Annotated in this window: 20 protein-coding genes; 11 read left to right on the top strand and 9 right to left on the bottom strand. The window is 71.4% G+C overall.

Annotated features, from left to right (window positions below):
• Positions 1-41: 41 nt before the first annotated feature.
• The 3 genes from EDF47_RS01750 to EDF47_RS01740 are packed head-to-tail and all read right to left on the bottom strand — an operon-like array spanning position 42 to position 2,081.
• Complete coding sequence (locus tag EDF47_RS01750) at positions 42-971, bottom strand: flagellar motor protein MotB (protein WP_133936638.1); 930 nt, start codon at positions 969-971, stop codon at positions 42-44.
• A 2-nt stretch (positions 972-973) separates the two neighbouring features.
• Positions 974-1,798, bottom strand: coding sequence for a MotA/TolQ/ExbB proton channel family protein (locus tag EDF47_RS01745; protein WP_131879989.1), 825 nt, complete (start codon positions 1,796-1,798; stop codon positions 974-976).
• Position 1,799: 1 nt separating this feature from the next.
• Positions 1,800-2,081 (bottom strand): flagellar FlbD family protein, encoded by a 282-nt coding sequence (locus tag EDF47_RS01740; RefSeq protein WP_131879987.1) that lies wholly within the window; start codon positions 2,079-2,081, stop codon positions 1,800-1,802.
• 239 nt (positions 2,082-2,320) lie between these two features.
• Between EDF47_RS01740 and EDF47_RS01735 the strand changes: the two genes are divergently transcribed.
• The 6 genes from EDF47_RS01735 to EDF47_RS01710 all read left to right on the top strand — a co-directional run bounded on the left by EDF47_RS01735 (position 2,321) and on the right by EDF47_RS01710 (position 8,140).
• Positions 2,321-3,160, top strand: coding sequence for a DUF4397 domain-containing protein (locus tag EDF47_RS01735; RefSeq protein WP_131879985.1), 840 nt, complete (start codon positions 2,321-2,323; stop codon positions 3,158-3,160).
• Positions 3,161-3,210: 50 nt separating this feature from the next.
• Positions 3,211-3,810 carry a class F sortase gene (locus EDF47_RS01730; RefSeq protein WP_132100410.1) on the top strand — a complete coding sequence of 200 codons (600 nt, stop codon included), beginning with the start codon at positions 3,211-3,213 and terminating at the stop codon, positions 3,808-3,810.
• A 68-nt stretch (positions 3,811-3,878) separates the two neighbouring features.
• The gene (locus tag EDF47_RS01725; protein WP_131879981.1) at positions 3,879-4,424 is read left to right on the top strand and encodes a sigma-70 family RNA polymerase sigma factor; all 546 of its coding nucleotides are present in this window, start codon (positions 3,879-3,881) and stop codon (positions 4,422-4,424) included.
• A complete protein-coding gene (locus EDF47_RS01720; RefSeq protein ID WP_131879979.1) occupies positions 4,421-5,170 on the top strand; it encodes an anti-sigma factor in 750 nt (249 codons plus the stop codon). Before EDF47_RS01725 ends, EDF47_RS01720 begins: the two co-directional genes overlap by 4 nt.
• A 108-nt stretch (positions 5,171-5,278) precedes the next feature.
• On the top strand, positions 5,279-6,847 hold the full coding sequence (locus EDF47_RS01715) for a UDP-N-acetylglucosamine 1-carboxyvinyltransferase (protein WP_185002989.1): 1,569 nt from the start codon (positions 5,279-5,281) through the stop codon (positions 6,845-6,847).
• A gap of 165 nt (positions 6,848-7,012) precedes the next feature.
• The gene (locus EDF47_RS01710) at positions 7,013-8,140 is read left to right on the top strand and encodes a DUF475 domain-containing protein (protein WP_165932374.1); all 1,128 of its coding nucleotides are present in this window, start codon (positions 7,013-7,015) and stop codon (positions 8,138-8,140) included.
• A 1-nt stretch (position 8,141) separates the two neighbouring features.
• Here EDF47_RS01710 and EDF47_RS01705 read toward each other — a convergent pair whose 3' ends face one another.
• On the bottom strand, positions 8,142-9,482 hold the full coding sequence (locus EDF47_RS01705; protein ID WP_243698090.1) for an MFS transporter: 1,341 nt from the start codon (positions 9,480-9,482) through the stop codon (positions 8,142-8,144).
• Between the two features lie 216 nt (positions 9,483-9,698).
• On the opposite strand from EDF47_RS01705, the gene EDF47_RS01700 reads away from it, so the two are divergent.
• The 3 genes from EDF47_RS01700 to EDF47_RS01690 all read left to right on the top strand — a co-directional run bounded on the left by EDF47_RS01700 (position 9,699) and on the right by EDF47_RS01690 (position 14,823).
• Positions 9,699-12,671: a glycosyl hydrolase gene (locus tag EDF47_RS01700; RefSeq protein WP_133936639.1), complete on the top strand. Its 2,973-nt coding sequence runs from the start codon at positions 9,699-9,701 to the stop codon at positions 12,669-12,671.
• Positions 12,668-13,162 (top strand): MarR family transcriptional regulator, encoded by a 495-nt coding sequence (locus EDF47_RS01695; RefSeq protein ID WP_123292749.1) that lies wholly within the window; start codon positions 12,668-12,670, stop codon positions 13,160-13,162. Before EDF47_RS01700 ends, EDF47_RS01695 begins: the two co-directional genes overlap by 4 nt.
• 80 nt (positions 13,163-13,242) lie before the next feature.
• Positions 13,243-14,823, top strand: coding sequence for a Na+/H+ antiporter (locus EDF47_RS01690; protein WP_131846864.1), 1,581 nt, complete (start codon positions 13,243-13,245; stop codon positions 14,821-14,823).
• 58 nt (positions 14,824-14,881) lie between these two features.
• Here EDF47_RS01690 and EDF47_RS01685 read toward each other — a convergent pair whose 3' ends face one another.
• From EDF47_RS01685 to EDF47_RS01665, 5 genes are all read right to left on the bottom strand, one after another.
• Positions 14,882-15,730, bottom strand: a complete 849-nt coding sequence (locus tag EDF47_RS01685; protein WP_131880222.1) for a formylglycine-generating enzyme family protein — start codon at positions 15,728-15,730, stop codon at positions 14,882-14,884.
• A gap of 50 nt (positions 15,731-15,780) precedes the next feature.
• On the bottom strand, positions 15,781-17,322 hold the full coding sequence (locus EDF47_RS01680) for an arylsulfatase (protein ID WP_123292748.1): 1,542 nt from the start codon (positions 17,320-17,322) through the stop codon (positions 15,781-15,783).
• A 103-nt stretch (positions 17,323-17,425) separates the two neighbouring features.
• Positions 17,426-17,731 carry a hypothetical protein gene (locus tag EDF47_RS01675; protein ID WP_123292747.1) on the bottom strand — a complete coding sequence of 102 codons (306 nt, stop codon included), beginning with the start codon at positions 17,729-17,731 and terminating at the stop codon, positions 17,426-17,428.
• Positions 17,728-18,234, bottom strand: a complete 507-nt coding sequence (locus EDF47_RS01670) for a DUF1269 domain-containing protein (RefSeq protein WP_123339568.1) — start codon at positions 18,232-18,234, stop codon at positions 17,728-17,730. The genes EDF47_RS01675 and EDF47_RS01670 overlap by 4 nt, the downstream gene beginning before the upstream one ends.
• The gene (locus EDF47_RS01665; protein ID WP_123339567.1) at positions 18,231-18,650 is read right to left on the bottom strand and encodes an SHOCT domain-containing protein; all 420 of its coding nucleotides are present in this window, start codon (positions 18,648-18,650) and stop codon (positions 18,231-18,233) included. Before EDF47_RS01665 ends, EDF47_RS01670 begins: the two co-directional genes overlap by 4 nt.
• Positions 18,651-18,804: 154 nt before the next feature.
• Between EDF47_RS01665 and EDF47_RS01660 the strand changes: the two genes are divergently transcribed.
• Positions 18,805-19,719, top strand: coding sequence for an HAD family hydrolase (locus EDF47_RS01660; RefSeq protein WP_131879970.1), 915 nt, complete (start codon positions 18,805-18,807; stop codon positions 19,717-19,719).
• On the top strand, positions 19,716-25,730 hold the full coding sequence (locus EDF47_RS01655) for an isopeptide-forming domain-containing fimbrial protein (protein WP_131879967.1): 6,015 nt from the start codon (positions 19,716-19,718) through the stop codon (positions 25,728-25,730). Before EDF47_RS01660 ends, EDF47_RS01655 begins: the two co-directional genes overlap by 4 nt.

The raw sequence follows: 25,730 nt of genomic DNA, 5'->3' as shown, positions 1-25,730 counted from the left end.
CGTACTGGGGATGCGGGGTCTCCAGCCCCGTCGATCGTGCGTCAGCCCTGGCGTGCTCCGTCCTGCGCCTTCGCCAGTGCCGGCATCAGCGCGCTGACGTCCTGGTCGGCGTTCGACAGGACCACGATGTCGACCCGTCGGTTCAGGGCGAGGTCCTGGTCGGTCCCGCCCTTCGCGAGCGGCCGGCTCGACCCGAAGCCGACGCTCTGCACGTGGTCGCCCGGCATCCCGCCGCGCTCGACCAGGTCGCGCAGCACCCCCGTCGCCCGGGCCGCGCTGAGCTCCCAGTTGGTGGCGTACGGTGCCGTCGAGTTCCGCTGGTCGGCGTGCCCCTCGACGCTGACGTAGTGGTGGCTCGTCTTCAGGACCGGTGCGATCGCGTCCATGATCGACTTCGCCTGCTCGGACAGGTCCGCGCTGTTCGTGCCGAAGTAGGTCTCACTGCCGACGAGGCGGACGATCAGGCCGCGGGCGTCGACGGTGAACTGCACGTTCGCGGTCTGGCCGGCCTTCGCGAGGTTCTGCTTGATCGCCTGCTCGATCGCGGTGAGGTCGTCGAGCTCCTTCTGGGCGTCGGCGAGGTCCTGCTTCGTCGCGGTCACCGGCACGACGGTCGACGCGGGGTCGACGTTGGTGTCCTTCGTGCCGGACGACGCCGTCGAGTGGTCGGCCTGCGACTTGTCGGTGGAGTACCCGGAACCGTCCTCCACCTGGTCCTTCGTCACCACCGTGCCGCTGGCGGTGTCGACCTTCTGCGACTTCACCTCGCCGAAGCCGGTCGCCAGGGAGTTCTTCAGGGCGATGTACTTCTCCTGGTCGACCGTCGACATGGCGAACAGCACCAGGAACATGCACATCAGCACCGTGATCATGTCCATGTACGACGCCATCCAGCGCTCGTCGGGGTGCTCGGCCTCGTCGTGGCCCTTCTTCGCACGACCGCGGCCACGGCCACGGGGGTTGGCGCTCATCGTCAGGCCGCCAGCTGTTGGTCGTCGGCGTCGGCGTCTTGCTTGTTCTTGCCGGCCTTGCCCTTCGAGGTGTCGGTGCGCGCTGCCGGCGGCACCATCGCCTTGAGGCGTTCACCGAGCAGGCGGGGCTGGCTGCCGGCCTGGACCGCGAGCAGCCCCTCCATCAGGAGCGTCTGGCGGTCCGACTCGAGCTGTGCGAGCTTCCGGAGCTTGCCGCCGATCGGCAGCCACATGAAGTTCGCGGTGAGCAGGCCCCACAGGGTCGCGACGAACGCGCTCGCGATGAGGGGACCGAGCTCGTCGGGCTTGCCGAGGTTCGCGAGCACGTGGGTCAGGGACACGACGGTGCCGATGATGCCGACCGTCGGGGCGAAGCCGCCGAGTCCCATGAAGAACGCACTCGCACTGCGCGTGGGGGCCGCGTTCGACTCGATCTCGTCCTCGAGCAGGATCCGCAGCTCGTCGCCGTCGGTGCCGTCCGCGATGTTCTGCAGCGCCTTCTTCATGAACGGGTCGTCGTGCTTGTCGGCCTCCTGCTCGAGGGCGAGCAGACCGTTCGACCGAGCCGTCTCCGCCAGGCCCACGACGTCATCGATGACCGACTGCGGCGGCGTGACCTTGCCGGTGAACGCCTTCGGGACGGCCTTGAAGCTCGCGATGGCGTCCTTCAGCGTGGTGCTCGCGATGCCGCAGCCGATGGTCGCACCGAACACGAGCAGCATCGGCGCGGGCAGGAACAGCCCGGCGAGCTCGACGTGCTCCATCTCGACCATGCCGAACAGGGCGCCGAAGGCGAGCAGGATCCCGATGATCGTCGCGATGTCCACGTCAGCGTCCCCCGTCCTGCGTGCGGAGGGGGGCGACCGCGGCGAGCGTCGGCTGGGGGCCGGTGGCGTTCCGCGCGGTCGGCAGGTCGGTGCCGTAGGCCATGCCGACGATGCGGGCGCGGTACGCGGCGATCAGGTCGATGACGTCGGCCATGGACTCGCGGACGATGTACTTCGCCCCGTCGACCATGATGAGCGTCGTGTCCGGCGTCTCGTGGATGCGCTCCACGAGGTCGGGGTTGACAGCGAATGCGCTGCCGTTGAGTCGTGTGACGACGATCATGGCCCGTCCTGGTTCTCGATCGTCCCGCCGCCGTCCGTGGGGCGGGATGCTGCCCGTCCGTGGGCCTGCACGGAGGTCTATCGGCGGGTGGGGCCGGGGCGTTAGCAGCGGTCTGGCGGCGGCTCGGCTGATCCGCACGGATCCGGTGCATCCGATCGGGGTCCACGGCAGGTAGTGGGGGTACGACGTCGATGACGACGCCGTCCGCTCCGGCCCGGACCGGCCCGAAGGAGAACGCCATGCGCAAGACACTCGTCACCGGCCTGAGCGCCGGTGTGCTGTTCGCGGCCGCCGCGGTCGTACTGCCCGCCACCGCCGCGACCGCCGCCACCGGTGAGGCGACACTCTCGGTCCTCCACGCCGTCCCGGACGTCACCGTGGACGTGTACCTCGACGGGAAGCGGGCGATCGACGACTTCACTCCCGGCACCCTCGCCGGTCCGATGATGGTGCCGGCAGGTGCACACCAACTCGCCATCACCGCCTCGGACGCCGCCGACGCGTCGAAGCCGATCATCGGACCGGCGGACGTCTCGTTCGACGCGGGCGGCAACTACACCGCGGTCGCACACGACGCGGCGGACGGATCACCGACCGCCACGGTGTTCACCAACGACACCTCCGCCGTGCCCGCCGGCCAGGGGCGTCTCGTCGTCCGGCACGTCGCGGCCGCACCCGCGGTCGACGTCCTCGCCGGCGGGAAGGCCGTCGTCACGAACCTGTCGAACCCGGACGAGCAGGCACTGGAACTGGCGGCCGGCACGGTCTCGGCGACCGTCGCCGCGACCGGGACGACCGACCCCGTGATCGGCCCGGCAGACGTCGCGGTCACGGCCGGCGCCGACACCATCGTGTACGCGTGGGGCAGCCTGGACGACTCGAACCTCGCGCTCGCCACGCAGACGATCTCGGACCTCGGTGGCACGCCGAACGGTGTCCCCGCCGGCAACGCGGGTCTGGTGGCCACGAACGGTCAGGACTCCCTGCCGCTCGTCGGTGGTGCTGCAGCGGCCCTGGCCGCAGCCGCCGCGATCGGTGCCGTGCTGCTCCGTCGACGCACCGCAGCGGCCCGCCGCTGAACGTGCGGTTCCCAGTGCGGTCCGTCACGGTGACGGCCATCGTCGTCGCCGTGGCGGTCGCATCCCTGACCGGGTGCTCGTCGGCCGGATACGCCCCCGACGGGCAGCCGCCCGCCCTGCCGACGAGCACCCCCACTCCGGTCCCGACGGCGTTCTCGACCGCGGTGCCGCAGCAGGCAGCCACCATCCCCCCGGTCCGGCGCGCACCGGCTCCGACCGGCATCGTCGTCGACCACGACGGCATCAGCGCCCCCGTCCAGCCCGAGGGCGTCGACGGCAGCGGGGCGATGGGCCTCCCGCCCGACCCCGCGACCGCCGGGTGGTACCGGTTCGGCCCAGCGCCGTCGTCACCGGAGGGCACCGTCGTGCTCGCCGCCCACGTCGACGCCGTCGGGTACGGTATCGGACCCTTCGCCCGGCTCCGGGACGTCCCCCGCGGGACGACGGTCACCCTCACCGACGCTGCCGGTGCCGACACCCGGTGGCGGATCGACTCCGTCAGCACGCTCGAGAAGCAGGGCCTCCCCTGGGGAGACGTGTTCCGCGACGACGGACCGCGCCGACTCGTCCTGGTCACGTGCGGCGGCCGGTTCGACACGAGCACCGGACACTACGAGAGCAACCTCGTCGTCACCGCGGCACCGATCTGACCGAGGCGACCGACGGCCGCTTACGATCAGGTCGTGGTCGACGACGACCGCACCAGCGACAGGAAGACGTGACGACCATCCTCCCGGACGACGGCGAACTCTCCGACGCGTTCAGCGCCGGGGGCGAGCGCGCCCTGCGCGCCGTCTACGAACGCTGGTCGTCGCTCGTGTACTCCTTGGCCCTGCGGGCGCTGTCGGACCCGGCAGCCGCGGAGGACGTCACGCAGCAGGTCTTCGTGAAGGCCTGGCAGCGGAGCGCCAGCTACGACCCTGCCAGGGGTCCGCTCGGCGCCTGGCTGGTCGGCATCACCCGCAACTGCATCGTCGACGCCCTGAACGATCGCCGTCGGCACGCCAGCGCAGCCGACCCCGAAGTCGTCGAAGCGACGACGCCCGCACCGGAACCGGCGTTCGACCTGGCGGAGCGCGCACTGGTCGCGGGCGAGCTCGACCGACTCGACGAGACACCGAGACGAGTGATGCGACTGGCGTTCTACGACGACCTCAGCCATCGTGAGATCGCCGAACGGCTCGACCTGCCGCTGGGCACCGTGAAGAGCCACATCCACCGGAGTCTGGCTCGGCTCCGAACACGTCTGGAGGTGATCGAATGAAGCACGTCGACGACGAGACCCTGGCGATGCTCGCGGTCTCCGACCAGGTGGCTGAGGACGACGTCGCCGAACACCTGGCGTCCTGCGCCCGGTGCCGCGACGAGGTCGCCGTGCTGCAGCGGGTCGCCGCCGTCACGCGGGCGTCCGACGACCTCGAGCTCATCGCGCCACCGGACCACGTGTGGGACCGGATCGCGGCCGAGATCGCGCAGACGCCGCAGCAGGTGACCGCCCCCGTCGACCCGCGGTCCCACGTCGTGTCCCGTCGACCCCGGTCGGCCACGCGTCTTCGTCGTCTCGTGACGGTCCTGATCGCGGGTGCCGGCGTCCTCGCGGTCGTCCTGGGCATCGGCGTGGCGACCGGCGTCGTCCCCGGGTTGCCCCGTGGGGGCACCGAGACCGTCCTCGCGAACACCGAACTCGCGGCGCTCCCCGGCTGGTCCGGCACGTCCGGTACCGCCGAACTCGAACGCGACCGGGACGGGCGGGTGACGCTCGTGGTCGACCTGCACGGTGAACGCGGTCGATCCGGTACCGGTCCGCTCCGCGAGGTCTGGATGATGCGGTCCGACCTCGCCGGCCTGGTGAGCGTCGGCTACCTGGACGGCGACCGCGGCACCTTCACCGTGCCCGCCGACCTGGACACCGCGCGGTTCCCCGTGGTCGACGTCTCCGCCGAAGCGGACGACGGCGACCCGGCGCACTCCGGCGACTCGATCGTGCGCGGGACGCTGACCGATCCCTGAGCGTCTTCGTCCCCCGAATTCTCAGCTGTGACGTATTCGAGACCTCGGGGCGCGCAACGGGTGTCGTTCTCCAGTCGTTTTATCTCATGAGCGTGTTACGTTGGCGCCATGTCCGACACCACCACCGTCGTCTCGCCGGCCACCCCGGCATCCGCCGCCCCGCTCCGCGAGGTCGGTGCCCTCATCCGGGGCGCCCGCAAGGGCCGCAGCATGACCCAGGCGCAGCTCGCCGAACGCGTCGGCACCAGCCAGAGCGCGATCAACCGCATCGAACAGGGCGGCCAGAACCTGTCCCTCGAGATGCTCACCCGCATCAGCGACGCCCTCGACCAGCAGATCGTCTCGATCGGCGGCGCCCCGCAGCGTGCCCACCTGCGCGTGCAGGGCGGCCGGAAGCTCAGCGGCTCCATCGCCGTCAACTCGAGCAAGAACGCCGCCGTCGCGCTGCTCTGCGCCTCGCTGCTCAACCGCGGCGTCACCCGCCTGCACAAGGTCGCCAGGATCGTCGAGGTCGACCGGATCATCGACGTCCTCCGCAGCCTCGGCGCGAGCGTCACGTGGTCCGAGGACGGCGAGACCCTCGAGATCGTCGCACCGTCCGACCTGCACCTCGACGCGATCGACGCCGACGCCGCCCGCCGCACCCGCAGCGTCCTGATGTTCCTCGGTCCGCTCAGCGGCCGGTACGAGTCCTTCCGGCTCCCGTACGCCGGTGGCTGCGACCTCGGCACCCGCACGGTCGAGCCGCACCTCATCGCGCTGCGCCCCTTCGGCGTCGACGTCGAGGCGACCTCCGGCTGGTACGAGGTCGGCGTCGCGAACCAGGACGTCCCCACGAAGTCCGTCGTCCTCACCGAGCGCGGCGACACCGTCACCGAGAACGCGATCCTCGCCGCGGCCGCCCGCGACGGCGAGACCGTCATCCGCAACGCCAGCCCCAACTACATGGTGCAGGACCTCTGCTTCTTCCTCGAGCTGCTCGGGGTGCAGGTCGAGGGCATCGGCACCACGACGCTCCGCATCACCGGCAAGAGCCGCATCGACGAGGTCGTGGACTACTGGCCGAGCGAGGACCCGGTCGAGGCCATGAGCCTGCTGACCGCCGGCATCGTCACCGACTCCACGCTCACCGTCACCCGAGCGCCGATCGAGTTCCTCGAGATCGAGCTCGCGACCCTGGCCGAGATGGGCCTGCGGTTCGACGTCACCGACGAGTACCCCGCCGCGAACGGCCGCACCCGCCTGGTCGACATCACCGTGCACCCGTCCGAGCTGCACGCCCCGATCGACAAGATCCACGCGATGCCGTTCCCCGGGCTGAACATCGACAACCTGCCGTTCTTCGTGGTCATCGCCGCGATGGCCGAGGGCACCACGCTCGTGCACGACTGGGTCTACGAGGGCCGGGCGATCCACCTGCTCGACCTGACCCGCCTCGGCGCGAGCGTCACCCTGCGCGACCCGCACCGCCTCGACGTCACCGGTCCGACGCACTTCTCCGGTGCCGAGATCAGCTGCCCGCCGGCCCTCCGCCCCGCGGTGGTCATCCTGCTGGCGATGCTCGCGGCGAAGGGCGAGAGCGTCCTGCGCAACGTGGGCATCATCGCCCGCGGCTACGAGCAGCTGCAGGAACGGCTGAACTCCCTCGGCGCGTCCATCGAGACCTTCCACGACTGAGGCGACCGCCTGCCCGCGTGACCCGACGGCCCGTCCCCGCAAGTGGGGACGGGCCGTCACCCGTTCTGCGCGGATCGACCCGTGCCTCCAGGCTGATGCGCAGGAGCGCTCCACCACCCATCCAGGCGACCGGTGCTGGATGGGGTGATGGCCACGAGATCGCTCTTGACCGTCCCCCTGTCCATCACCGTCGCGGCCGCCGCGGCGGCCTGGTTCGTCCTCGGCCCCGCCGCCGCGCTGGCGTTCGTCGCGCTCGCGCTCCTCGAGATCGCGATGGCCGCCGACTCGTCGGTGCCGATGGCCGGCATCGCGGGACGGCTGCACTCCCCCGCCCGGCGCCTGTTCCTGTCGCTCGGGATCGTCGCAGGCGTCCTCGCGATGCGGCTGCTCCTGCCGCCGGCTGCCGTCGCGGTCGGCGACGCGACCGACCCCGCGAGCTCCGTGCAGGAAGCCGTCTTCGCCCCCGGCTCGTTCTCGGCGCACCTCGCCGAGGTGCGCCCCGCCCTCGCCGCCTTCGGCGCCGCCTTCATCTGGCTCGTGTTCGCCGAGTACCTGTTCAACACCGACCGTGCGTCGCGCAGGTCCTGGCTGGGCCGCCTGGAGGCCCGGCTCGCCGCCGTCGCGCGTCCTCGCGTCTGGTCCCTGGTCACCGCTGCGACGGGGGTCGCCGTCACGGCCGTCCTCGTCGGCGTCGACCGCGCATGGTCGCCGGGTGCCCTGCTGCCGGTCGTGCTCGGCGGTGCGGCGGGCATCGTCGCGTACCTCGGGTCGAAGCGCGTCGCCGCCTGGGCGCTCGACGGGGTCGGCTCGGACACCGCGTCGATCGGGGTCGGGCGGGGTGCCTGGCGGATCCACGCCCACGCGTCGACCGTCGTGTTCGAGCGGGGGCTCGTGGTGTTCATGCTGTTCGAGATCCTGGACGGCGTGTACAGCCTGTCCGGGTCCGGGACCCTCGGCGCCGACGGCCTCGGAGCGCTCGAACAGGCGGCGGTCGCGGTGGCGGCGATCGGCGTCGGTGCCGTGTTCCTGGCGCGGTTGACCTCACGGTTGGACGAGGCCGCGGGACTGAAGCGGCTGCGGTACCTGAAGGCCGGGGCGGCGTACGTGCTCGGAGTGCTCGCGGTGCTGCTGTGGGCGAGCCTGCTCGTGCCGATCCCCGGGGTCGTCGTCGCCTGGTTCGGCAGCGTGGTGATCGGTTCGGCGCTCGCGAGCTCGTTGCCGTGGCGGGCGTGGTGGCGGCGGGTGGCGCGGGGGTCCGCGAGGTCGCGCAGCAGCAGCGGCCTCGCTCCGTGAGTCAGCGGTGGTCGCGGCGAGCGGCGGCTGCGGGAGCGTCATCGCGGACACCGGCGGCGAAGAGTGCCTCCTGCGCGTCGGCGAGGTCCTTGCCCTCGATCGAGAACGCGTCGAAGACCGCGTGCCGGAACCCGAGCCACCCGACCACGACACCGACCGCGACGAGCGCCGTGAGGATGCCGTACATGACCTCGGGGTGGTCGAGGAGCAGCGGGGTCACGAACGCCAGCAGCGCCGCGGCGATCCGGGCCACCGCGATGATCGTGCCCTGGACCGAACCGCGGAGCAACGTCGGGAACGACTCCTGTGACCAGACCTTCATGATCGCCTCGAAGGCGAACGCGTTGCCCACCGCGCCGAACGCGAGCATCGCGACGAGGGTCGGCAGCGAGAAGCCGAACACGAGCGGCAGGCCGTAGCTCACCACGAGGCACACGGCGCCGACGATGTAGAACGGCATCCGCAGCCGACCGTCGACGATGCGCATGAACCAGAACGCGAGCAGCATCCCGATCGGCACGCTGACCAGGTTCATCGTCGAGAAGAACGGCACCGACAGCCCGACGACGTTGACGGCCACGTAGGCGCCGAACTGCCCGCCGGTGTTCGCACCGAGGTTCGTCAACGTGTAGAAGACCAGCAGGGACAGGAACGGCAGCAGGAAGATGCGCTGCGTCAGCACGTCGCGGATGCCGTGGCGGGCAGCACGGACGGTGTGTACGCCCGCGGCCTTCTCGGCATGGGCGTCGGACCACGTGGTGGACTCCGGGATCGTGAAGCGCAGGACCATCACGACGAGTGCGACGACCCCGACGTGCGCGAACATGATCTGACCACCGGCGCGGCCGAGGTCCCCGACGCCCGCCGAGATGGCGTAGGTCGCCAGGATCCCGGCGAACCAGAGCACCTGGGAGAAGCCGACGAGCTTACCCCGGTTCTCGTCGGTCGCCGCCTCGGAGATCGTCGCGAGCGAGACCGGCAGGTCCGCTCCGGTGCCGAGGCCGACGAGGATCGTGCCGATGAGCAGCCCCGCGAACGCCGGGCTCGCCACCAGGACCCCCGCACCGACGACGGTCATCGCCATCGTCACGATGAACACCGCCCGACGACCGAACAGGTCACCGAGCCGGCCGCCGGAGAGCGCGCCGATCGCGATGCAGAACGTGAGCGCGCCGGAGAGCACCCCGATCTGCGTGCCGGTGATGCCGATCGACTGCTGGTACAGGACGAGCGCGGTGCCGGAACTCACGATCGCGGCCGCGTCGATGTACGAGGCCATCCCCGAGACGACGGCGACCCACCAGGGGTGCGGTCGCCGGGCGGGCTGCTGGGGTCGGTTCACTGCGTTCTCCTTTGAACGTCGGCCGAACACCGGATGAAACGGTTCAACCGGTCGGCGGCACTGTAGCTCGCCGAGTGCCGCAACCGCAAGGATCGTTCACTCCGCCTGCTGCCCACAGCCTCGCTGTTCGTTTCCTGAGGACATTGACTTCTGCGAATCCCAGAACCTACGGTCATCGCAGCGGCACCGTCGCCGCGCGTTCCCGAGGAGAACACCATGTCGATCGAGCACCTCGCCCGTGGCGTCGCCCATCCGGCCATCGAGTACCGTCCGGAGCTGCGGTGGTGGCTCGCCGAGGGCCTGCACACCGATGTGACCCTCCGACGCGAGGTCGACACCGCCCACGCACTCGGGTTCGGCGGCATGGAGTTCCTGGCGATGGACGAAGGAGCGATCGACCACGGCCGGTACGGCTGGGGATCCGAGGAGTGGGTGCACGACTCGCAGATCGTCGTCGAGGAGACCACCGCCAGGGGCATGTCGGTCAGCTTCACGTCCGGGACGAACTGGTCGAACGCGAACCTGCCGACGATCGACGCAGACCACCCCGCCGCTGCGCAGGAACTCGACGTCGTGCACGAGGACCTGCCCGGCGGGACGAGCCGCTCGGGTGCGCTCCGTCGGATCGACCTCGACGCGCCGATCGCACACACGACGCTCCCCGGTGAACGCGGGACGGTGCGCGTCCAGACGCTCGTCGCGGTGGTCGCGACGCGCGTCGTCCCGGACTCCGCCGGTTCCGGCGCCGCGACCGTGCTGGACCCCGGCTCGGTGGTGGACCTGACCAGCGCGGTCACCGACGAGGCGCTCGACTGGACCGCACCGGAGGGCGGCACGTGGCGCTTGTCCACGTTCTGGAGCCACGGCACCGGCCAGACGGCGTCACCGTCGGCGACGGTCAACTGGACGGTGAACTACCTGGAGCGAGCGGGCGTCGACGCCGTGATCGACTACTGGGAACACGTCGTCCTGACCGCTGAGCTCCGCGCCGAGATCGCCCGCAACCCCCGTGCCCAGATGTACATGGACTCCCTCGAGCTGTCGACCTACGGCGCCGGTGGCCTCTTCTGGGGAGCGCACGTCGCCGAGGAGTTCCGGACGCGCCGCGGCTACCCGATCACGCCGTGGCTGCCGTTCCTGACCCGCAGCGCCCCGTTCATGGCGTCGAGCACCACGCACCACGCCGAACCGGTGCCGGACCGGGCGGTCGACGTCGAGAAGGTCCGCTTCGACTACGTCCGGACGCTCACCGACCTGTACATCGAGAACATGCTGCGCCCGTTCGCGGCGTTCCTGCACGCCAACGGCATGACGCTGCGGTCCGAGATCAGCTACGGGCTGCCGTTCGAGTTGACGCGCCCCGGGCCGGAGGTCGACGGGATCGAGACGGAGTCGCTCGAGTTCGCCGCCCAGATCGACGCGTACCGGCTGCTCGCAGGGCCGGCGCACCTGTTCGGCAAGCAGTACTCGTCGGAGACCGGTGCGACGACCCGCAACCACATGCTCGACCACCGGTTCTACGACCAGATCGTCGCGACGCAGCTCGCCGCCGGCATCACGAAGACCGTCCTGCACGGCTGGGCGAGCACCACGGGCGCCGAGGGCGTCACGAGCTGGCCGGGACACGAGGGCATGTGGAGCATGTTCTCGGAGCGCTTCGACGCCCGGCAGCCCGCTGCCGAGTTCTACCCGCTCTGGAACGACGCGATCGGCCGGTACCAGTACGTCCTGCGCCAGGGACGCCCGCGGATCGACGTCGGCATCCTGCACACCGACCACTTCACCGACAACGCGTCCGGCATGGTGTTCTGCGACGCCGACGGTGGCCGCGTCCCCGACGAGGTCGCCTACGGCCAGTACTGGATGCGCGACCGGCAGAACCACTGGTGGCGCGACCTCGGCATGCAGGACGCCGGGTGGACGTACGAGTTCCTCGACGGGTCGCTGCTGCTCCGCGACGACGTCCGGGTGGACGGCGGCCTGGTGCAACCGGACGGCCCCGGGTACCAGGCACTGCTCGTCTTCCAGAGCGCGCTCGATGCCGACGTCGCAGCACGCCTGCTCGCCTGGGCCGAGGACGGCGTGCGGATCCTCGTCGTGCACGGCACGCGTGAGCTCAAGTCGCTGATCGCCGGGACGGACACGCACCACCCCCGAGCGGCCGCCCGCACCCCGGGCCTCGACGGACGCGACGCCGAGCTCGCGGACACCGTCGAGCGGCTGCTGGCCCTGCCGTCGGTGACCGCGATCGACGACGCCGCCGACACCGTCGCCGCCCTGCGCGGCCTCGGCGTGACCGGCCGCGCCGAGTTCGTGACGGAGGACCGGAGCGTCCTGTCGCACCTGCGCGAGGACGGTGACCTGCTGCACGTGTACCTGTACCACTTCCTGTACGAGACGACCTCGGCGACCACCGTGGAGGTCGCGCTGCCCGGCACCGGCGCGGTGTACCGCGTCGACGCCTGGTCCGGCGCGGTGTTCCCCCACCCGGCCGCACGGACCGAGGGCGACCGGACGATCGTCACCGTGGACCTCGCGCCCGGTGAGACCGCGCTGTTCACGCTCGACCGCAGCGGGCCTGCGCGCGAGACCGCACTCGACGCCCGGCTCGGCGGACGCACGACGACCGACGTCGTCGTCGAGATGACCGACTGGCGGATCGCGGTCGAGAGCTGGGACGCGGGCGGTGAGGAGCTCATCACCGAGGACCGCGGCCACGGCTACGTCACGCGCGAGGTCCGGCCGCTGACCGACGTCCGACGACTCGACGCCGGTACCGGTCCGCTCCGTCCGTGGAAGGACCTGCCCGCCGTGGGACCGGAGGTCTCCGGGGTCGGCGAGTACGCCACGTCGTTCTCCGTCGACACGGTGGACGACGACGGCGCCCGGTTCCTGCTCGACCTCGGGTCGACGGCCGGCGGGCTCGGTTCGGTCGTGCTCAACGGCGGACCGGCACGCGGGTTCGACACCTCGCACCCGGTGGTCGACGTCACCGACGACCTGCGCGTGGGAGAGAACACGGTGGTCGTGCGGGTCGCCAGCTCACTCAACAACCGGTTGCTCGCCCGCGGGTACTACGAGGACGTCCCCGACGTCATCGCGCAGCTGCTCGGCGACCCCGACGCGGTGCAGACGACACACGTCCGCGACCACGGCCTGCTCGGTCCCGTTCGTCTGGTGGTCGGATGACCCGTCGCGGCGGACGACCGAGCGGTGTGGACCTGCGCCCCGTCATCACCCCCGACCCGTTCGACATCCGGGTCGCGCTCGCGGGCATCGTGCACTGGGCGGACAGCCCGCAGGTCCGGCAGCGCATGATGACCGCGATCGACTTCCCGGTGGCCGATCTGTCGATGTTCCTGGTGGTCAACCAGCTGACCTACCGCGGCGCGACGAAGCCGAGCGTGCTCGCGGGGGCGTTGGGCACCGGTCGTGCCAACCTCACGAAGATCGCGAACCGGCTCGAGGACATCGGGCTCGTGGTACGGGTACCGGCTCCCGATGACGAGCGCAGCGTGTTGATCGCGCTCACCGCCGAGGGCCGCGGGTACGGCGAGCGGATCAGCGACCAGCTCAGCCAGGACCTCGATGCGGTCCTCGCCCACTGGGGTCCGAAGGACGTCGACGCCCTCCGGCGGGTGCTCGCGCGCCTGCGACACGACGCGGCGAACGGGTCCTGAGCCGAGCGTCGCTCCGGCACCCGTGTGCACGATCACCGTCGGCCGCGTTGACTGGAGTGTCGGTCGAACGAGGAGTGCACGTGCTGGGTCCTGAACTGGTGGTCGTCCTCGGCCTCGCCATCGCACTGACGGCGGGGATCGCGGACCGGATCCGGGTGGCCCCTCCGGTCCTGCTGCTCGTCTTCGGCGCTGCGCTGGCCTTCGTGCCGGAGTTCGCGGACGTCGAGCTGCCGGCCGACGCCGTCCTGCTGTTGTTCCTGCCGGCGCTCCTGTACTGGGAGAGTCTGACGACGTCGCTGCGCGAGATCCGGAAGAACCTGCGCGGCATCGTCCTGATGGGCACGCTGCTCGTCGTCGCCACGGCGGGCGCCGTCGCCGTCCTGCTCCACCTGCTCGGCATGCCGTGGGGTCCGGCCTGGGTGCTCGGCGCCGCCGTGGCCCCGACCGACGCGACCGCGGTCGGAGTGCTCACGAAGATGCTGCCGCGCCGGAACGTCACCGTGCTGCGGGCGGAGAGCCTGGTGAACGACGGCACGACCCTCGTCGTCTACGGCATCGCGGTCGCCGTCACGGTGGGCACGCAGGAACTCACGTTCTGGGGCGTGTCGGGGATGCTCGTCCTGTCGTACCTCGGTGGGGTCGCCGCGGGGCTCGCCGCGGCGTGGGTCGGCACGCTCGTGCTGCGCCGGGTCGACACCGTGGTGCTCGAGAACCTCGTCACGCTCCTCGTGCCGTTCGGTGCGTTCCTGGCTGCCGAGGCGATCGGCGCCTCCGGTGTGCTCGCCGTGGTGGCGGCCGGCATCGTCGTCAGCCAGGTCGGGCCGAAGCTCGACCGCGCCGAGACCCGGCAGCAGGTCCGCGCCTTCTGGTCGTTCCTGACGTTCCTGCTCAACGGTGCACTGTTCGTCCTGGTCGGCATCGAGGCGATGGTCGCGGCCCGGGCGCTGACGCCGTCCGAGCTGCTCCGCGCCGTCGGCGTCGTCCTGGCCGTCGCGGTCGTGCTCGTCGTGGTCCGGTTCGCGTTCCTCAACGCCGCGGGCGGCACCGTCTGGCTCGTCACCCGTCGCACGGGAGGCGCGCCCCGCGAGGGCCACCGCGACCGGCTCGTGAGCGGCTTCGCCGGGTTCCGCGGCGCGGTCTCGCTGGCGATGGCCGTCGCCGTCCCCCGCGTTCTGGAGTCCGGAGCGGACTTCCCGGACCGCGACCTCATCGTCTTCGTCACGGCGGGCGTGGTCGTCGTCACCATCGTCGGTCAGGCACTCGTGCTGCCGGCGGTCCTGCGGCGGGCTGCGCTGCCCGAGGACGAGTCGGTCGGTGAGGAACGTCGCTACGCCGAGCGGACCGCGATCGAGGAGGCCCTCGACGCCCTGCCGCGGTTGGCACGGTCGACCGGAGCCGACCAGGCCACCGTCGACCGGGTGCGCAAGGACTACGAGGCGCACCTGGACGTCATCCAGGCGCGCGAGGAGGACGACGACGAGCACCCGGCGGTGCAGCGGCACGACACCGCCGTCGCGCTCGAGCTCGCCCTGGTGCAGCACAAGGCCGCGACCCTGCTGCGGCTCCGTGACTCGGACGAGATCGACGACCTGGTGCTCCGCCAGGTCCGCGCCGGCTACGACGCGGAAGAGGCGCGACTCGACGGCATCACCCCCGCGTAGCGGGACACCGGACGGGGCGGTCAGACCGGTCGCGCGCGGTCAGACCGGTCGGGGGCGGTCAGCCCGCGATGCGGAAGCCGATGTGGCTCATCCCGGTGTCGGACTCCTGGCCACGCCGTGCCGCCGGACGGTACCGGCGGCAGTAGCTGTCGGCGCACAGGAACGATCCGCCCTTCACGACCCGGCGCTCGACGGTCACGGCCTCGGACGCCGGCGCACAGCAGTCGTGCTCGGCGGCGGGGTCCACGTACCGGTCGCTCGTCCACTCCCAGACGTTGCCCGCCGTGTCGTGCAGACCGTAGCCGTTCGGTGGGAACGACCCGACCGGCGACGTCCGTCCGTACCCGCGTTCCGCGCGCCAGGGGAAGTCGCCGTGCCAGTAGTTCGCGCGCCGCTCCCCGGGGCGCTCCGCCTCGTCCCCCCAGGTGAACTCCGCGCCCTCGAGGCCACCGCGCGCCGCGAACTCCCACTCGGCTTCGGTGGGCAGTCGCCCGCCCGCCCACACCGCGTAGGCAGCCGCGTCCTCGTGGGCCACGTGCACGACCGGGTGGTCGGCGCGGTCGGCGATGGTCGAGCCGGGACCGGAGGGACGACGCCAGTTCGCGCCGGGCGTCCACGCCCACCACTGGCTGAGGTGTCGGAGGTCCACCGGCCCGCTCGTCCCGGTGAACACCATCGAGCCGGCGTGCAGGTTCTCGGCCGGGGCACCGGGGAACTGCGCCGGGTCGAGGGGCCGCTCCGCCACCGTGCGGTACCCGGTGGCACGGACGAACGCCGCGAACTCCCGGTTCGTCACGGCCTGCGGGGCGATCTCGAACGCGGCGACGGTGACGCTGCGCGCCGGGGACTCCTCCGGGTAGTGCTGGTCGGAGCCCATCGTGAACGCGCCGCCGGCGATCCGCACCATCGAGGAGCGGATCGCCGTGGCGGTGGCCGGGCCGGTGGTGGTCGGCACCGTCAGTCGCCGCCGGCCAGGAACGACTGCAGCTTGTCGACCGCCTGGTCGATGCTGAACGTCGCCGCGCGCTGTCGTGGCGGGAACTCCTCGAAGGTGTCCAGGAACTGGGTGACCAGCGTCGTGGCGGCGAGCAGCAGGTAGTCGTTCTCGAACAACCAGTCGAAGTACGTGTTCGACGTCTGGTCCGCTCGTTCGAACGGGTCGGTCCGCAGGTTGTAGAGCTTCGGGACCCGCAGCACGACGAACGGATCGAACCAGACCTGCAGGGTGCCGGTGACGCGCTGCTCCATGAACACCGCCTTCCAGTTGTCGAACCGGAGCGCGAGGACGTCGCCGTCGTCCGAGAAGTACACCAGGCCCGGTCGCGGACCCTGCTCGACCTCCCCGGTCAGGTACGGCAGGAAGTCGTAGCCGTCGATGTGCACCTTGTAGGTCCGGTCGCCGATCGTCTTCCCGACCTTGAGCTCCTCGACCGTGGTCGTGTCCCCCACCGCCGCCAGGAACGTCGGGAGCCAGTCGTGGTGCTGGATGATCGCGTTCGAGATCGACCCCGCCTCGATGTGGCCGGGCCAGCGGATCATCTGCGGGACCCGGAACGCGCCCTCCCAGTTCGTGTTCTTCTCACTGCGGAACGGGGTCATCCCGCCGTCCGGCCACGTGTTCATGTGCGGGCCGTTGTCCGTGGAGTAGATCACGATCGTGTCGTCCGCGATCCCGAGCTCGTCGAGCTGGTCGAGGAGCGAGCCGACCACCAGGTCGTGGTCGATCATCGTGTCGTGGTACGGCGACTGCCACCGGCCGGCCTGCCCCCGGCTCTCCGGCTTCGGGTGCGTCCGGAAGTGCATGTGGGTGGTGTTCATCCAGACGAAGAACGGGGTCTCGGACTCCGCCTGACGCCCGATGAAGTCCATCGCGGCGTCCGCGAACTCCTCGTCGATGGTCTCCATGCGCTTCTTGGTCAGCGGGCCGGTGTCCTCGACGCGCTGCTTGCCACGTCGTCCGTATCGACCGTCCTCGGTGTCGTCGTCCTCGTCGGTCGACCACGAGTGGATCACGCCGCGCGGCCGGGCCCGCTCGTTGAAGGCCGGGAACTCCTCGATGGACGGCCAGTTCGCCGACTCGGGCTCCTCCTCCGCGTTCAGGTGGTACAGGTTGCCGTAGAACTCGTCGAACCCGTGCGCCGTCGGCAAGAACTCGTTCTTGTCGCCGAGGTGGTTCTTGCCGAACTGCCCGGTGGCGTACCCGTGCGGCTTCAGCACCTCGGCGATCGTCGGGTCCTCGGCGCGGAGCCCCAGGTCCGCGCCGGGCATGCCCACCTTGCTGAGCCCCGTGCGGAACACGCTCTGTCCTGTGATGAAGGACGACCGGCCGGCGGTGCAGCTCTGCTCCCCGTAGGAGTCGGTGAAGCGCATGCCCTCATCCGCGATCCGGTCGATGTTCGGTGTGCGGTAGCCCATCAGGCCATCGCTGTAGGCGCTCAGGTTCGTGATCCCGATGTCATCGCCCCAGATGACCAGGATGTTCGGCTTGTCCTTCGGCATCGCTGTCCTCCTCGTTCGTGTGGTCGTGCTCGTGCATGGATCGTGCTCGGGTGCGCTCCGGTGCGGGCCACCCCGACCGGGTGAGATCGTGGACGTCGTCTGCTCAGCCCGTCAGCAGCGCGACGGCCACCGCGACGGCGGTCGCCAGCGCACACGCGATCGGCAGGAGCCCGAGTCCCTGGGCCGCCGTGGCGGTCGACCGCACCACCAGGTGCCGACCGTCGAACCGGCGCAGCAGGAACCCCAGGACCACGACGACCACGAGGCCGACCCCCGCGATCGGGAGCGTCCACCACCAGTCGAGGGGCGCCACGAGGCCGAAGACGACGAAGAAGGCCACGGTGGACACGAGCGACGCCGCCGTCACGAGGACGAGTGTCCGAGCCGATGGACCGACTGCGCTCGTCACGGGTGCCCACCAAGGTCGTGCGCGATCGCCCGGAGGTCCTCGTCGGAGAGCGTCGTCCGGAGCACCGTGCCGCCGAGGTCCGTCATCGCGCCGACGAGCCGGTCCCCGTCGACCGACGCCACCGAGACGATGACGGCCGCCCCGCCCCGCGCCAGCTCGGCGGCGAGACGCTCCCGGAAGTCCGCGTCCACGCCGGCACGGTCCAGGCTCGCGAAGAGCGCCCCCACCGCACCGCCGACGACGAGCCCCGCGAACGGCATGAGGAACAGGAACCCGAGCACGGTGCCGAACACCGCGCTCGAGGCCGCCCGTGCACCACGCTGCGAATCACGCCCGGTGGAGTCGACGTGGGTGCGACCATGCTCGTCGACGTGCACGACGGCGATGCCGTCGAGGGCGATCTCCGCGCGGCGGTCGAGGCGCAGTGCGGCGTCGTGCGCCGCCCGGGCGCCGTCGTCGTCGTCGAAGGCGATGACGACAAGCTCGGTCGCCCGGTCGCTCACGCCGCAGCCGGTGCCGGCGCCGCGCGGGTGCTGCCGACCGCGTTCGCCTTGATCGCGTCGAACTCCGCCGCCGTGATCGTGCCGGCGTCGAGGAGTGCGCGTGCCTTCGCGATCTCGTCGGACGGGGACGTGCCCGCCACGGTGCGGATGTAGCCGTCGGCGGCGTCCTTCTGCCGCTGGGCGGACTCCGCGCTGCGGTCCGCCATCCCACGACCGCGTGCGATCAGGTAGACGAACGTCGTCAGGAACGGCACGAAGACCAGGAAGAAGACCCAGATCGCTTTGTACCACCCGCTGAGCGAACGATCCCGCACGAGGTCCGCGAGGACCGAGAAGAGCGCCATGAGCGAGGCGATGAGCGCCGAGATGAGCAGCCCGTACCAGATCACTGCCCAGAACGTGTACCAGAAGTCCATGATCGTGTTCCCTTCAGGAGTGCGTGGGCGTGCTGTCTAGCGCCGACGGCGCGCGGCCGGCACCACCCGCTTCGGGCGATCCGGCGCGACGGGCTTCCCGGTTCACCCGATCAGGATGGTGCGCACCGGCCCGCGCGGCCGGACGATCCGGGGCATGGACACACTCCCCTCCTGGCGCCCGGGGCACGCCCGCGACGCCGTCGAACAGTTCCTGGCCCGCACGACCGGCGGGGACACCCCGCTGCCGGTCGACGACCGCGTCGCCGTCTTCGACAACGACGGCACGCTCTGGAACGAGAAGCCGATGCCGACCCAGCTGCACTGGCTCGTCCAGCAGTGGGCCGCTGCAGCGTCCGCCGACCCGGAGCTCGCTCGCACGCAGCCCTACGCGGCCGCGCAGTCCGGTGACCTGTCGTGGATCGGGGGCGCCGTCGACCGGCACGCGAGCGGGGACGACTCCGATCTCCGGCTACTGCTGGCGGCGGTGGGGCGTGCGACCGCCGGCATGAGCGTCGACGACTACCGACGGCTCGTGTCGGACTTCTACGCGCACGCCGAACACCCCGTGCTCGGCGTTCCCTACGCGGCGACGGTCTACCAGCCGATGGTCGAGCTCGTGCGGCTCCTGCACGAGCACGGGTTCACCTGCTACGTGGTGTCCGCGGGGGAACGCGACTTCATGCGTCCCATGACGGAGCAGAACTACGGCATCGCCCCGGAACACGTCATCGGCTCCGCCATGGGCCTGGAGTACGTCGACGGCGAGGTCCGCTACGTCGACGCACTCGCGTTCTTCGACGACGGCCCGGAGAAGCCCGTCCGGGTCTGGAGCCGGATCGGACGGCGGCCGGCGGTCGCGGTCGGGAACTCCGACGGCGACCGGGAGATGCTCGAGTACACCGTGCCCGGCCACGCAGGACTCCGTCTGCTCGTCCACCACGACGACGACACCGGCCGCGGCGACCAGCCGTACGACAAGGGCGCCGAGGTCGTGCTCCGTGAGGCCGACGAGCGCGACATCACCGTGGTCAGCGTCCGCGACGACTGGGCCACGGTGTTCCCGACGTGAAGCGCATCGGCCGGAACCACGTGCTGCGCTCGGCGATCGCCGCGACGACCGCGGTGCTCCTCGCGACCGGGGCGATCGTGACGACAGCGGTCCCCGCATCGGCTGCGGACCCTGCGGCGATCGAGGTGAACAAGCTGGTCGACGGCGGCAAGAGCGCCACCCTCGGCCCCGGCGACGAGTTCACCTTCACGATCCGACTCGGGTGCGATGACGCCGACTGTGTGGACGCCCGGATCGTCGACACCCTGCCGGCGGAGCTCGAGGGCTTCCCGATCGTCGACCTCAGCGCCACTCCGCCCAACCCCGCCGCGCCGGCAGACCCGGACTGGGTCGTCACCCACACCGGCTGCGGCGGCACACCGGCGACGGTCGTCACCAGCGACCCGCCGTGCGTGGGCACCCTCGAGTTCGTCCAACCGCTCGCCGACGGCTCCCAGGGCCTCGCCGCGGGCCAGGCGTACACGCTCACGGCGACCCTTCGGGTCCCCGCCGACCTCCCGCCGACGTGGCCCCACAACGGCCAGCCGATCACGAACACCGGTACCGGCACCGCGGACAACGCCGCGACCGCGTCCAGCGCCGCGAAGGTCACCGTGGACATCCCGACGACCGTCGACGTCGCGACGACGAAGTCCTGGACGCCCACGAACGAGCAGTACTCCCCCGGCGCACCGTCGACCATCGAGCTCTCCGCCTCGAACGCGTCGAACGTCCCCGCCACGTCCCTCGTCGTCCAGGACCCGTCGAACGCGGCGGAGGGTGCGGCGACGCTGGACGCCACGAACCCGTTCCGGTACGTCGACGTCACCGGACCCGGCACGATCGCCCTGCCCGCAGGAGCGACCGCCGTGCAGGTCGACGCGTACGTGCTCGACCCCGGGACCGGCACCTATCGCTGGGTCACCGGGACTCCTTCGCCGCCGGGATCCGCGACGTTCCCGGCCGGCGTCGACGACGCCGACGTCGCCGGGGTCCGGTACACCTTCACCGGCCCGGACGGGGCCGTCCTCACGCCCGGCGATCCGGCTGCCTCGATCCAACTCGACGTCGGACAGCGCAGCACCGAGCGGGACTCCGACGTCGAGCTCGGCGAGGGATGGTCCGCCACGAACACCGCCGCCGCCACCGTCTCGGTCCCCGGGCAGGACCCCGCGACGAGCACGGCCTCCGCCGAACACACCGTCTCACCGACGAACCTCGGAGCAGCGGTCACCAAGTCGATCGACCCGGCGCGGGTCCCCGCGGGCACGAACGCGGTCGGCAGCGTGACCGCCACGAACACGTCGGACGGACCGGTCGAGGAACTCCGCGTCAGCGACCTCGACTACTTCACCGCCGACGTCGGCTTCGCCGGGTTCAGCAGTCCGCTCGCGTACCCCGCGACCGCCACCGGCGCCGACGTCGTCTGGCACTTCAGCGACGGGACGACCCGCACCGATCCGTTCGCCGACGGCGACACCCCGGCGGCCGCGGCCCCGGACGGCACCTTCGTGACCGGGTTCGAGATCGTGTACGACGGCCCGATCGATGCCGACGCGACGACGACGACGCGCTTCGGCATCGACACCGCGCTCGATGCTGCCGACGACGCACCACTCCGGACCACCAACCGTGCGACGGCCTCCGTACGCAACGGGGGTACGACCGCCGACGACGGCGCGTCCGCGCCGCTCGACGTGTTCCGCCCGGACATCGAGATCGCGCTCTCCAAGACCCTCAGCCCGCAGGAGCCGATCGCACCGGGCGGGACGGTCGTGGCCCAGCTCCCGGCCACGACCAGCACGGACTCCGCGTTCGTGACCCCGACGACGATCACCATCGAGGACGTCGCGCCGACGCCCCACGACGACGGATCGTTCTGGAACGCGTTCGACCCGGTCGCGATCGCGCCCACGCAGGTGCCCGCGGGCACCACGCTGACCATCGACTACACGTCCGACGACGGCGCCACCTGGCAGCCGCTCCCGATCGACGGCCTCCCCGCCACCGGCCCGACGAACTTCTCCGGCACCGTCCCCGCCGACCTCCGAAGCGCGATCACCGGACTCCGGTTCGTGTTCACGAACCCGGACGGCTTCCCGCAGGGCACCACCGTGCAACCCAACGTCGTCTCGCAGGCCCGTGCGGACCAGCGGTACGGCGGTGGATCGACGAGCACCCCCGACGCCGGTCCGTCGACCTACACCAACACGGCGACCGCACAGGGCGAGGGTGCCGTCGACGGCGGCACCACCATCGAGAGCGACGTCGTCGAGGCCGACGCCGACGCCGACATCGAGTCGACGACCGGGACGGGGAGCACGATCGCCGGGAAGCGGTGGACCGACACCGACTTCGCCACCGACCGGACCACCGTGGACAGCCAGTCCGGCGAGCAGTTCGGGTCCGTCCTCGAGTGGGGCTCGCGGACGACCGGGACGTCCCAGATCGTCGTCACCGATCCAGCAGGCAACGCGGGGAACCCGGCCGCCACCGTCTTCCAGGCGTTCGACCTCGAGTCGATCGACCCGATCGCGGTGAGCACCGACCCGCTCTGGCGGTGGGACACCGTCACCTCCGTCGAGCTCTTCAGCGACGGGACGTGGTCCACCGTCCCGGCGCCGACCTCCGGCTGGGTCGACCAGACCGGCTTCGTCGGGTACGCGCTGACGAGCGAGCAGACCGCTGCGACGACGGGCGTCCGGATCACCGTGGCGCCCGACGACGACGCCCGCGCGGCGAGCACCGACCCGACCCGACCCGTTCCGGGGTCGGGGATCGCCACGAGCACGACGCCGCGACCGTTCCACCTCACCTGGGAGCTCCGGAACTCCCTCCGAGCACCGGGCACCGCCGACGTCGAGTGGGTGAACGGCACCACCGACTACAACCTCAGCACCGCCGGGTCCGTCCGCAACGCGGTCGACGTCACGGCCACGACCGACGACGGAGACCAGAGCTCCACTGCGGTCGACGACCTCGTCATCCTCGACCGGCCGCCCCTCGTCGGGCTCGCGAAGACCTCCGAGCACGACAGCCTCGCCGTCCCGGCACGCGGTGACGTCGACCCCGACGAGTACCCCACGAACGACTTCACCGTCACCGCCACGAACGGCTCCGCCTCGCGCGCGTCGTACGTCCGCGTGACCGACCCGATGCCGTGCACACCGGCGACCCTCTCCGACTGCACGAGCGACCCCGACGCGTGGTCGGCGGACCCCTTCGACGGAGCCGACTCCACGACCGGCAACCCGTTCGAACGGTTCACCCTCACCGGACTCGACTTCAGCGTCGACGACGACGAGGTCGACGCGGACGCATCGACGGTGACGTTGCTGCACCGGAGTGACACCGGGACGACCTCCAGCAGCACGACCTCGATCACCGGCGCCCGGGCCCAGACCGCGGCACAGCTCGCGGACGTCGTCGGCGTCAGCGTCGTCTACCAGGGCACGGACCCCACCCGCACCGGCGGGACCATCTCCACCGGCCGACCGCTGACCATGACGATGCACACGCAGTTGCGGGCGACGCTCCGGAGCCTGCCGTCCGTCCCCGTGACCGCGACGACCACCGTCACGAACCGGGCGTTCGCGCAGTCGTACGACCCCGTCCTGGCGCCGTCCGGTCAGACCAGCACCCCGACGGACACGGCCTCCGCGGCCGTCGCGCTGGTCCGCGGCGTCCTCGACGTCACCGCGGAGAAGACCTTCACACCGGACACCCTGCTCGAGGCCGACCGCAGCGACACGATCGACGTGCGCCTCGACGGTGCGCAGGGCGACGACGCGACGGTCTCGCCGGACACGGTGACCATCGAGGACACCGACCAGGACTTCTGGAACGACGTCCGGCTCGCAGCGTTCTCCGCGGACGACGTGACGTTCCCGGCCGGGGCCGACCGGGTGAGCGTCGACGTCCAGCTCGACGGCCAGCCTGCGTGGGAGCTCGGGGCGGCATCCGACTCGGCGACGTTGCCGACGTCTGACACGGCCGCGATCACGGGCATCCGCTTCGTCTTCGACCGAGCGGACGGCGACGTCCTCTCCCACGCCGACCCGCCGGCAGCCTGGACCGCCGCCGCGGTGCTCCACGTCGTCGTGCTCCCGGTCGGCCGGGACGGTGCACCCGTCCGGTTCCCCGGCACCCTCGACGACTCGGCGACCGTCACCGCCCACCGCAGCGACGACACGCTCTTCCCCGACGCCACCGCCGCCGCGGACGACACCCTCACGCTCGACCCGGGTACCCGCCAGCTCGACGTCGCCAAGGCGCCCGCGAACGACCAGCACACCGTGCCGGTCGGGACCCCGGTCCCGTGGACCGTCACGATGCGCAACACCGGGACCGGCATCGTCACGCTGACGTCCGTGCGCGACGAGCTCCCCGAGGGCCTCACGTGGGACGGAACGGACCCGACGTTCCGCACCTCGCCCGACGGGACCCTGTCCGCCGACGTCACGACGGTCCAGGACGGCCGGACGATCACGTTCACCTGGCCCACCGACGACGACCGGATGGCCCCGGACGAGACGTTCACCATCACGATCCCCCTGACGCTGGAACCCGGTCTGCACGAGGACGAGCGCGCCACGAACTCGGCCGTCGCCGTCACCGGCTCGGCGCTCGACCGCTGCACGAACGACTCCGGCAACGGGCAGGGCACCATCTCGGGACTCCCTGCCGAGGAGTGCGGCACGACCAACTACGTGCAGCCCACGCCCGGGCCGGCGCTGCAGACGAGCAAGGCGGTGCGTGGCGACGTCGTCGACCCGCTCGTCTCGGGTGCGTCCGACCCGTCGGACCCAGGCACGTCCTGCACCCCGGACGACGACGGCTTCACCCTCCCGCCCTGCGTCGCCGCCACGCGTGTCGGCGGGACCGACGAGTGGCGCGTCCGGACGACGAACACCGGCACCGTCGACCAGGACCGGGTCACCTTCGTCGACCCGCTCCCGCAGCCCGGCGACCGGCTCCTCGCGACCGGGGCTCCGCGTGGGAGCAGCTACCGGCCGGTGTTCGACGACTCCTTCGGCGTGGAGGTCGACGCACCGCTCGGTGCGACGACGACCTGGCAGGTCACGACCGACCGCACCGTGTGCTCGACCACCGACTCGACGACCTGGACGGACGACTCGCTCTGCTCGACGAACACGTGGACCGCGAACGATGCGTTCACCGGCGACTGGGACGACGTGACGGGCCTGCGCGTCTCGGTCGACCTCGGGTCCGTCGGCGGGCTCGACCCGGGCGAAGCCGTCACGGCCCGGTACCGCACCGTCGACGAGCCGGTGACCGCCGCGCACCCGGACGGTGTCCCCACGACGGTCCCGCTCCGCGACGAGACGGCCTTCAACCAGGTCGGGACCACCGCCACACTGAGCGACGGCGGACTCCCGATCGCCCAGGCGCCGGTGAAGGTCGGCGTCGCACCGTCCGTCGGGTCGATGCTCATCCGGAAGCAGGTGACGGGCGCCGGCGCAGGCCGAGCCCCTGATCGGTTCGACGCCGACGTCCGGTGCGAGGTGGCCGGTGTCGCGCTCGACCTGGGTGGTGCCGCCGTGGTGGCCCTCACGTCCGAGAACGCCCTCGAGGCGCGCATCGACGGCATCCCGGTCGGCGCCACCTGCGACGTCGCGGAACGCGGTGCGGTGGGCGCGTACGGGGAGGACGCCCGGACCGTCGCTCCGGGCACGGTCCGGGTGCTGGTCGCATCGACAGCCGACCAGAGCGTGCCGACCCTGCAGGTCGTGACGATCACCAACGACTACGACTTCACCCCCACCCCGCCGACGCCGACCCCGACCCCGACACCCACACCGGCACCGGGCCCTCCGTCGGTGACACCGGGTGGGGACGGCAGCGGGTCGGGTCCGGTCGGCCCCGCTCCGGACTCCCTGGCGTCCACGGGCTACGACGGTCGTCAGGCGGTCGTGGCGCTCGCCATCGCCGCGCTCCTGCTCACCGGTGGCATCGCGATCCGCCGTTCCACCCGCCGTCGGCGTCGAGACGGGACCAGGTGGTCCGGGTGA

It is taken from the genome of Curtobacterium sp. PhB190 (assembly GCF_004365385.1).
Taxonomy (GTDB): Bacteria; Actinomycetota; Actinomycetes; order Actinomycetales; family Microbacteriaceae; genus Curtobacterium.
This window is presented reverse-complemented; position numbering and strand designations above follow the sequence as displayed.

What these genes read in the sequence shown, in the direction of transcription:
- EDF47_RS01750 (WP_133936638.1), bottom strand. Translation starts at nt 971, where the DNA reads ATGAGCGCCAACCCCCGTGGCCGTGGCCGCGGTCGTGCGAAGAAGGGC.
- EDF47_RS01740 (WP_131879987.1), bottom strand. Translation starts at nt 2,081, where the DNA reads ATGATCGTCGTCACACGACTCAACGGCAGCGCATTCGCTGTCAACCCC.
- EDF47_RS01735 (WP_131879985.1), top strand. Translation starts at nt 2,321, where the DNA reads ATGCGCAAGACACTCGTCACCGGCCTGAGCGCCGGTGTGCTGTTCGCG.
- EDF47_RS01720 (WP_131879979.1), top strand. Translation starts at nt 4,421, where the DNA reads ATGAAGCACGTCGACGACGAGACCCTGGCGATGCTCGCGGTCTCCGAC.
- EDF47_RS01715 (WP_185002989.1), top strand. Translation starts at nt 5,279, where the DNA reads ATGTCCGACACCACCACCGTCGTCTCGCCGGCCACCCCGGCATCCGCC.
- EDF47_RS01700 (WP_133936639.1), top strand. Translation starts at nt 9,699, where the DNA reads ATGTCGATCGAGCACCTCGCCCGTGGCGTCGCCCATCCGGCCATCGAG.
- EDF47_RS01695 (WP_123292749.1), top strand. Translation starts at nt 12,668, where the DNA reads ATGACCCGTCGCGGCGGACGACCGAGCGGTGTGGACCTGCGCCCCGTC.
- EDF47_RS01685 (WP_131880222.1), bottom strand. Translation starts at nt 15,730, where the DNA reads ATGGTGCGGATCGCCGGCGGCGCGTTCACGATGGGCTCCGACCAGCAC.
- EDF47_RS01680 (WP_123292748.1), bottom strand. Translation starts at nt 17,322, where the DNA reads ATGCCGAAGGACAAGCCGAACATCCTGGTCATCTGGGGCGATGACATC.
- EDF47_RS01665 (WP_123339567.1), bottom strand. Translation starts at nt 18,650, where the DNA reads ATGGACTTCTGGTACACGTTCTGGGCAGTGATCTGGTACGGGCTGCTC.
- EDF47_RS01660 (WP_131879970.1), top strand. Translation starts at nt 18,805, where the DNA reads ATGGACACACTCCCCTCCTGGCGCCCGGGGCACGCCCGCGACGCCGTC.